Origin of the sequence: Mesorhizobium sp. M7D.F.Ca.US.004.01.2.1, assembly GCF_003997785.1 — a bacterium.
Taxonomy (GTDB): domain Bacteria; phylum Pseudomonadota; class Alphaproteobacteria; order Rhizobiales; family Rhizobiaceae; genus Mesorhizobium; species Mesorhizobium loti.
In genome coordinates this window covers 1-7729 of record NZ_RZRQ01000277.1, presented here as the reverse complement: position 1 = coordinate 7729, position 7729 = coordinate 1, and the positions used below count along the sequence as shown (strand labels likewise).

8 protein-coding genes are annotated in these 7729 nt (G+C 62.0%); 2 read left to right on the top strand and 6 right to left on the bottom strand.

Annotation, left to right across the window (positions count from 1 at the left end):
* Both EN993_RS27290 and EN993_RS37145 read left to right on the top strand, forming a co-directional pair.
* Positions 1 to 1035 (top strand): WD40 repeat domain-containing protein (locus EN993_RS27290; RefSeq protein ID WP_164757835.1); only part of this gene is annotated, 1035 nt, incomplete at its 5' end.
* Positions 1036 to 1067: 32 nt separating this feature from the next.
* Positions 1068 to 1241, top strand: a complete 174-nt coding sequence (locus EN993_RS37145) for a hypothetical protein (protein ID WP_164548627.1) — start codon at positions 1068 to 1070, stop codon at positions 1239 to 1241.
* 62 nt (positions 1242 to 1303) lie between these two features.
* Here EN993_RS37145 and fghA read toward each other — a convergent pair whose 3' ends face one another.
* The 6 genes from fghA to EN993_RS27260 all read right to left on the bottom strand — a co-directional run bounded on the left by fghA (position 1304) and on the right by EN993_RS27260 (position 7727).
* Positions 1304 to 2167 (bottom strand): S-formylglutathione hydrolase, encoded by an 864-nt coding sequence (fghA, locus tag EN993_RS27285; RefSeq protein WP_109661570.1) that lies wholly within the window; start codon positions 2165 to 2167, stop codon positions 1304 to 1306.
* An 86-nt stretch (positions 2168 to 2253) separates the two neighbouring features.
* Complete coding sequence (locus tag EN993_RS27280) at positions 2254 to 3075, bottom strand: carbohydrate ABC transporter permease (RefSeq protein ID WP_127265316.1); 822 nt, start codon at positions 3073 to 3075, stop codon at positions 2254 to 2256.
* Between the two features lie 2 nt (positions 3076 to 3077).
* On the bottom strand, positions 3078 to 3944 hold the full coding sequence (locus EN993_RS27275) for a sugar ABC transporter permease (protein WP_109661566.1): 867 nt from the start codon (positions 3942 to 3944) through the stop codon (positions 3078 to 3080).
* A gap of 56 nt (positions 3945 to 4000) precedes the next feature.
* On the bottom strand, positions 4001 to 5326 hold the full coding sequence (locus tag EN993_RS27270) for a sugar ABC transporter substrate-binding protein (RefSeq protein WP_127265315.1): 1326 nt from the start codon (positions 5324 to 5326) through the stop codon (positions 4001 to 4003).
* Between the two features lie 53 nt (positions 5327 to 5379).
* On the bottom strand, positions 5380 to 6927 hold the full coding sequence (locus EN993_RS27265) for a putative N-acetylmannosamine-6-phosphate 2-epimerase (protein WP_127265314.1): 1548 nt from the start codon (positions 6925 to 6927) through the stop codon (positions 5380 to 5382).
* A 68-nt stretch (positions 6928 to 6995) separates the two neighbouring features.
* Complete coding sequence (locus tag EN993_RS27260; RefSeq protein WP_127265313.1) at positions 6996 to 7727, bottom strand: GntR family transcriptional regulator; 732 nt, start codon at positions 7725 to 7727, stop codon at positions 6996 to 6998.
* Between the last annotated feature and the right edge of the window lie 2 nt (positions 7728 to 7729).

Below are 7729 nucleotides of genomic sequence, written 5' to 3'. Positions count from 1 at the left end.
GCCGATGGCTTGGCGGTCGCCTTCGCCTGTGTGGATGGAACCATCGCCATTGCCACGGTCGCGGATCACGAGCCGCCGGAAACGCGGATCAGGGTGAGCAACGATCTCGGGCAGACGACGATCCGCCCAAGGGAAAAGCCACCCGTCCCGTTGATCGCCACAGCGGGATTCGGAGATGGTGATGTCCCGATCGCCGCCTATGCGCATTCCGGCTTTCTGGTCGGCGCGGCCAGCGGCGATGTGCTGCATCTGGCCGCCGACGGTGAAGCGGCGGCCCCCTTGGTTAGGATCGACGGGCCGATCGTCGCCATCGACCACAGCGCCGGGACGGACATGACGGCTATCAGCAATGGGCATGATGTCTTCCTGTCGCGCGGCCAAGGCGGCGCAGTGCAACTGAAACATGCCGTGACATCGTCCATGGACGCCCTTGCCTTCTCACCAGGCGGGCGCCGCCTCGCCTGCGGCCTGGATGAGGGACTATCGATCTGGTCCGTCGAAAGTGACGCCGCCTTGATACGCGATGTCTCTTTTCCAGCGCGCCCGGTGTCGATCCGCTGGAGCGGCGACGGCACGTGGCTGGCCTGCGGGCTCGAAACCGGAGGCCTTGCCCTGGTCGGCATGGCCGACGGCCGCGCGGACATCGTAACGGGATTTCCATCGCCGGTGCGGACCGTGTGCTGGAGCGAGCCGGCGAATGCGCTGTTTGCCTCGGGCGCCTTCCGGATCGCCGGCTGGTCGATGACCGCGCCGCCGGTTGGCGGCGAAACCTCCGGCGCACTGGAGACGGGTCGTGCCGGGCTGGTTCTGGTCGAAACGGTGGCGGCGCATCCGCAGAAGAAACTGATTGCAGCGGGTTACGCCAACGGCCGTATTACCCTCGCCCAGATCGGCGCCCGCGACGAACTCCTCGTCAGGCCTTTGGGCAGTGCGGTCACCGCGCTTGCCTGGTCCGGCGACGGACGCCACCTGGCGGTGGGCGCCGTCGACGGCAGCGCCGCGATCGTCACCTTTCCAGCGCAGATGTTCAAATAACGGACGCAGTCCGCATGAAACAGGAGGATGAAATGCAGACCGAACTCACCGCCGAAGACGAGAGCAAGGACGAGTTTTTCGAACGACTCGCCAAATTGTCGGAAGAAATGGTTGCCAAGCATGGCAAGGATTTCAGCATGGGAGCCTTGGTGCTCGCCGCCCGCTGGATCGCCGAAAACCGCGTCGGCAAGCTGAAGACGAACTGAGCCACCGAGATTGTCCGTCCTCAGGCGACGAGACGAAATGGACAGCGTGGCGCGCGACCAGGCTATGCGCCGGCTTTTGCATCAGACAATCTTTTGGCGTGCCATCTCAGATGGTCGTCCATGAAGGTCGAAATGAAAAAATACGAGTGGTCGTAACCGTCTTGCATTCGCAGTGTCAGCGGAATGCCGGCCTTGGCGCAGGCCGCTCCCAGAAGCCAGGGCCTCAGCCCATCATTGAGAAATCCGTCCGAGGTGCCTTGATCGATCAAAAATTCTGGAAAACGGTGTCCATCCTCGATGAGCGAGGTGGCGTCGTAGCTGCGCCACGAGGCCTTGTCCTTGCCGAGATATTTTTCGAGGGCCGGCCTCGACCAGCCGGCGGTGGCTGGCTGCACGATCGGCGCAAACGCCGAACAGCTTTTGAAGCGTTCTGGATTTTTCAGCGCGATCGTCAGCGCGCCGTGCCCACCCATCGAATGGCCAAAGATTGCCTGACGCCTCATGTCGGCCGGAAACTCCTGCGCGATCAGGGCCGGCAGCTCCTCGGTGATGTAGGAATACATGCGATAATTCTTCGCGTAAGGTGCCTGAGTCGCATCGACGTAGAAGCCGGCGCCGCCGCCAAACTGCCAATTGTCCTTCTCGTCAGGAATATCGGTGCCGCGGGGACTGGTGTCGGGACAGACGACGATCAGGCCAAGCTCCGCGGCCATCCGCCTGTACTCGCCCTTGTCCATCACATTCGCATGGGTGCAAGTGAGACCAGAGAGGTACCACACAACCGGGCAAGGTGTTTCACGGGCCTGCGGTGGCACGAAAACGGCAAAATTCATGTCGCAGGCGCAGGCCTCCGAAGCATGGGAATAGACGCCCTGCACGCCGCCATGCGACTTGGCAGCGGAGATGACCTTCATCTGTTCTGACATGTGCTTCTCTCCGCCAATTTCAAACGCCAACCACGGTCGCTGTCTACGGCATCGGTTGGGATCGCGGCAACCCTGGTGCCACCGAGTTAGCCTTTGACCGCTCCAGCGGTCATCGATCCTGATATCTGCCGATACATCACAAGACCCAGCAAGGCCGGCGGCAAGGCGCCCAGCATCATGACCGCGGAAGCGGTTCCCCATTTTACGCCGCCGCCACTCGCGGCGAAAAAGAAGGATGCGCCGACCGTCATCGGGACCGCACGACTGGTTGTCAGCATCAGGCCGAAGAGGAATTCGTTCCACGCGGTGATGAAGCCGAAGATGAAGGTTGTGACCAGCGCCGGGCGGATCACCGGCCGGACGATCATCATCATCACCTGCAAGGAGTTCGCGCCGTCGACTTTCGCCGCCTCGTCGAGTTCGACCGGCACATCGGAAATCGCGTTCACCAGGATGACAAGCGCAAGCGGCGCGTTGACGATCGTCAGGATGAGCCCGAGCCCGATCCGTGTATCGAGCAGGCCCAGCCACTGGTACATCATGTAAAGCGGGATCGCGAAGATGATCAGCGGCACGGCGCGAAGGTTGATGACGATCGGCAGGACCAAGCGCTTTCCCGATTCGCTGCGCGCGATCGCATAGGCAGCCGGGAACGCGAGCACGATCGCAAGGCCGGTTCCGATCAGCGCTGCCACGGTGCTGTTTAGCAGATAGGCATAGATGTTGAAGCGGCTGGTCTGCGTCAGGACCTCCAGATAGTTGTCGAGCGTCGGCTGACAGATCCACAAACCCGGGTTCGTCGAAAGCTCGCGCTGGCTTTTGAGCGATGTGATCAGCGTCACGATAATGGGGAAATTCATCGCCAGCACGGCGATGGCAAAAACGATCCAGCGCAGTGCCCTCACCATCGTCAACCCTTCCTGCGGCCGGCAAGCCGGTTAAGGCCGTGGAGAACGATGAACGACGCCAGAAACAGGACAACCGAAGCGGCGACCGCCTTGCCGATAGCCCCTTCCTTGAAGAAGGCCTGGTAGATGTAGATCGACAAGGAGGTTGTCGAGCCGCCAGCTCCACTGCCAGTCAGTGCATAGACATTGTCGAACACCCGGAAACCGTCGATGAAACGGATGAAAAACGCGATGACCAGCGTCGGCTTCATCAACGGCAGGTCGATCCACCGGACGATCTCAAGCGGTGATGCGCCGTCGAGCGAGGAGGCTTCGCGCACGTCGAGCGGTATCGCCGAATAGGCCATGTAGAACAGCAGGAAGGCGAAAGGCGTCCATTGCAGCGTCTCCACGACGACAAGGGTGCGGAAGGCATTGTTGATGTCGAGGAAGGCCGGGCTGTCACCGAACCATTCGAAGAGATAGTAGGGGACGGGGCCTGCGAATTCATGCAGCACCAGCCGGTACATGAGACCGACCATGGCCGGCGCGACCATCAGCGGCAGCATCAACGGCGCCATCAGGACCGGACGCTTGCTCAGGAGCGGCGCCAGGAAAATGGCAAGGAAAAGACCGATCAGACATTCGGCCAATGCAGTCAAAAGACCGAAGCGCAGAGAGAACCAGGCCGAGCCCCAGAATTCCCGGTCGTTCAACACCGCGACGTAGTTGCCGAAACCGCTCAACACCGGACTGCGCAGCGTCTCGAATGTGACGGTCGAAACGGAATAGATCAGATTCACGATCGCCGGAAAGCCGAGGAACAGAAGCAGGAAGCCGACCAGCGGCGTCAGATACATCCTGCCTTCGGCACGTGTCACAAGGGCCATATCGATCCGCCAAACGCGCCGGACACCGAGCCTCGACCCGGCGTCCGGCAAATGGTTTATTTCTTGAGGAGGTCCTGCATGCCCGCCTTGGTGTGGGCGAGCGCATCCTCAAGGCTCTGCTGGCCGGACCAGTAGCCGGTGAACTCCTTTGCCTGCAGCTCATAGACCGGGAGCGCACTCGCGGACGTCGCCCCGCTCATGACATAGCCGTACTTGCTGGCGAATTCGCCGAGCTTGACGAGGTCGGGACGTTCCTTCGCAACCTTGGCGACGACATCGGGAGACAATGCCGGCGAACCGCCGCTGCGCGCATAGAGCAAGGCCGCATCCTCGGTGGCGAGCCACTTCAGGAACTTGACGGCGCCTTCCTTGTTCTTGGCGTTCTTGTTGAGGCCCAGGCCAAGGCCGTGGATATGATCGGCGCGTCCGTCGGGACCTGCCGGCGGCGCAACGATCCCGGTGACCTCGGCGACGGCCGGGGACTTTTCGGTGCTGGTCAGATCCGCCGCCGCGGCATTCCACTGCAGCGCTGTCGCAGCCTGGCCGGATGCGAAGGCCGCGTTGGTTTCCGCATATTCGTAGCTCAGCGAATCCTTGGGCGAAGAACCGGCATCATAGAGCTTCTTGTAGAGTTCGAGGCCGGTCCTGTAGGCATCGGAATCCACCGTGACATTGCCGTCCTTGTCCATCCAGTCGCCGCCATAGGAGCGCGGCAGCGACTGGAAGACCATCATGTTGAACAGCAGGTTCTTCATCTGCAGGACCGTGCCGTAGCGCACCGGGCTGCCCGAGTTCACCTGCTTGGTGAAATAGAGCGCGGTGGCTGCCCAGTCGTCCCAGGTCCAGCTGTCCGGGTCTTTCGGCTGCAGCGGCTTGCCGAGATATTTCTGGGCGATTTCACCATAGGTCTTCTTGGCGGCGTCATCCTTCATCAAGGCGTCGATGAGATCCTTGCGGTAGTACATGAAGTGCAGCGAAAGGTCGGTCGGCACGCCGAATTGCTTCCCGTCGAACTGCATCGTCTTGAGAACGGATTCGCCGAAAACCTTGGCCGCGTCCGCGCCAAGATCGACCGGTTCCATGTAAGGCGCGTAGCGACCGATCGAGTAGGTGGCGACGAGGTTCACGTCGAAGGCACTGGATCCGGCCGCCATGTCGGCCTGCAGCTTGTCGTAAAAGCCTTCGCGGTTGAAGAACAGCAGCTCCACCTTGTCGGCATCGCTTGCCTGCTTGTTGTAGGTTTCCACGGTTGCCCGCAGTGCAGTTTCCTCGGAGCCGCCGGGCCAGCCGAGCACGGTCACGGTTGCGTTGGCAAGGGTCGGCAAAGCCGTCCCGGCAAGGAGGGTGGCCACAAGCGCAAAAGACGTCCTGTTCAGTTTCATGATCATTCCCTTCTTTTTTGATGATTTTTGCATGGCATGACTGCGCGGCGCCGTTACTTTGCCCATTCGGCGAGGTCGGCTACGCCGATGACGCCGGCGTGGCCTGCGAGCTTCGCCGCAACGAGATCTGAGGAAAGGCGCGGTGGAACCTCGCCCAGATGCGCGCGCACCCGGTCGAGATAACCCTCGGCAAGACCAATACTGCCGCCGATGACGATCGATTTCGGATCGAGCATCATCTGAATGTCCCGGCACAGCGTCGCGACCCGCGAGGCGCTCTGCGAGACGATGGCGCCGGCCCAGGCCTCGCCCTTCAGCGCGCGCCCGAATACATCGACGGCATCGGCCTTGAAGCCGGCCTTGAGGGCTTGCGAAGCGATCCAGCGGCCGGAGGTGCTGTCTTCGAGCGGGGCCGTGTCTTCAGACAGGCCACGAATCAGACCGAAGTGACCGGCAAGGCCGGACAGCAAGCGGCCGTTGCAAACGATGCCGCCGCCAATTCCGGTCGAGATGGTCAGAAAGACGATGTCGCGGCCTTGCCCGGCGCCGAATTTGTATTCGCCCCAGGCGGCCGCCTGGGCATCGTTGAACGCACAGACCGGCTTGCCGAAAACAGCGGATGCCCTTTCGACCAGCGGGTAGCCATCGGGAATGCCTAGGGTTGCCGGATTCAATGCCGACCAGCGTCCATCCTGCACCAGTCCGGTCACCGCGATGCCGATGCGATGGAAGCGGCCGGACCAGGCTGACGTGCTTTGCGCCAGGGATGCAAGCCAGGTGTCGGGTCCAGCCTCTCGCGCGGTCGGCACGATCATGTCCTCGATCACCTTGCCACCGCTGACCAGCGCGGCCATGGTCTTGGTTCCCCCGATGTCGATGCCCAGGACGGTGGGGCCCAGGACAGTTGGGCCAAGGACGGTTTGCGCGCCTCTCGCCGCATAGGCGTCGGAAATCGCCTGGTGGAACCATGAGGTGACATGCTCGGTCCGGGTGATCGCCGAGCCGACAACCACGGCACAGGCGCCAGCGCGCGCGGCGGCAGCCGCCTGCTCCGGCGACCGGATACGCCCTTCGGCGATGACGTAAGGGGTCAAGGTTCGCATTTGAACGATGAGGGCGATATCCGGATCCTCCGGCTCCGGCCCGCCGACATAGCCGGAAAGCGTGGTGCCGACGAAATCGACACCCGCGGCAAGGGCCCGGCGCGCATCGTCAAGGCAAGAGCAATCGGCCATGGCCAGCTTGTTCCTGGCCTTGACGGCTTTCACAAGCTCTTCGACAGGAACGGGACGGACACGGTCCGTCGCATCGAAAGCGATGATATCGGCACCCGCCTCGGCCAAGGCCTCGACATCGGCCAGATAGGGTGTGATGCGCACGGGGCTGTCAGAGAGATCGCGCTTGACGATACCGATGATCGGCACGCGCACGGCCAGGCGGGCGGCAGCGACATAGGGCACGGATTCGATGCGCAGGGCCTTGGCTCCCGCTTCAAGAGCGGCCTTGGCAAAGCCCGTCACGAATAGCGCACTGTCCATCGGGCCGCCGGGAACCGGCTGGCAGGACACGATGAGACTGTTGGCGATGTCTTCTCGCTGCACGTCGGCACTCCCCTGTCGCCATCACGATAAATGGAAAATACCAGATTACAACCAGTTCATAACTGGTATTACCTTTGCAGCTCGAAGACGAAGTCGTAGACGTCGCCCTTGTAGCGTGTCTCGCAGTATTCGACGATCTGTCCGTCGGCAAGAAAGCAGCGGCGCTCGGTCATCAGCAGCGGTGCGCCCGCCTCGCAATGAAGGTGTTTTGCATCCTCCAGCGACGCGCCGCGCGAGCGCATGCGCTGGATTGCCCTCTGAGGCAGGAAGCCGCGTGCATCAAGCGCTTCATAGAGGGAATCCTGAACCATCTCGGGCGAAGGAAGGAAGCGAACCGGCACGGCCGAGACCTCGACGGCGATTGGCGCGCCATCGGCTGTCCGCACACGACGCATGCGCACCACATTGGCATTGCCGGCAATACCCAGGGCCATCATTTCGGCTGGGGATGGACGGCTTATCTGCCTGGAAAGCCATAGACATCCAGGCTTCAGGCCGCGCGCTAGAATATCCTCCGAAAAGCTCGTCAGCGTCGAAAGCGATTTTTCGACCCGCGACCCAATCTCGGTTTTGGAACCATGCCGGCGATTGAGCTGCCCTTCCTCTTCGAGCAGTGCCAGAGCTTTTCTCACGGTGACACGCGAGATCGACAGGGCTTCCGCCAGAACCCGCTCGCCCGGCAGAACCGCGCCGGCTTTCAACGCATTGGAGCGGATCGCTGCCTCGATCGCCGATTTCAACCGTCTGTAAAGCGGCACATCGGACGCCGTCGCTTCCATTTCCCGACTGACAAGCCCGATCA

What these genes read in the sequence shown, in the direction of transcription:
- EN993_RS37145 (WP_164548627.1), top strand. Translation starts at nt 1,068, where the DNA reads ATGCAGACCGAACTCACCGCCGAAGACGAGAGCAAGGACGAGTTTTTC.
- fghA (WP_109661570.1), bottom strand. Translation starts at nt 2,167, where the DNA reads ATGTCAGAACAGATGAAGGTCATCTCCGCTGCCAAGTCGCATGGCGGC.
- EN993_RS27280 (WP_127265316.1), bottom strand. Translation starts at nt 3,075, where the DNA reads ATGGTGAGGGCACTGCGCTGGATCGTTTTTGCCATCGCCGTGCTGGCG.
- EN993_RS27275 (WP_109661566.1), bottom strand. Translation starts at nt 3,944, where the DNA reads ATGGCCCTTGTGACACGTGCCGAAGGCAGGATGTATCTGACGCCGCTG.
- EN993_RS27270 (WP_127265315.1), bottom strand. Translation starts at nt 5,326, where the DNA reads ATGAAACTGAACAGGACGTCTTTTGCGCTTGTGGCCACCCTCCTTGCC.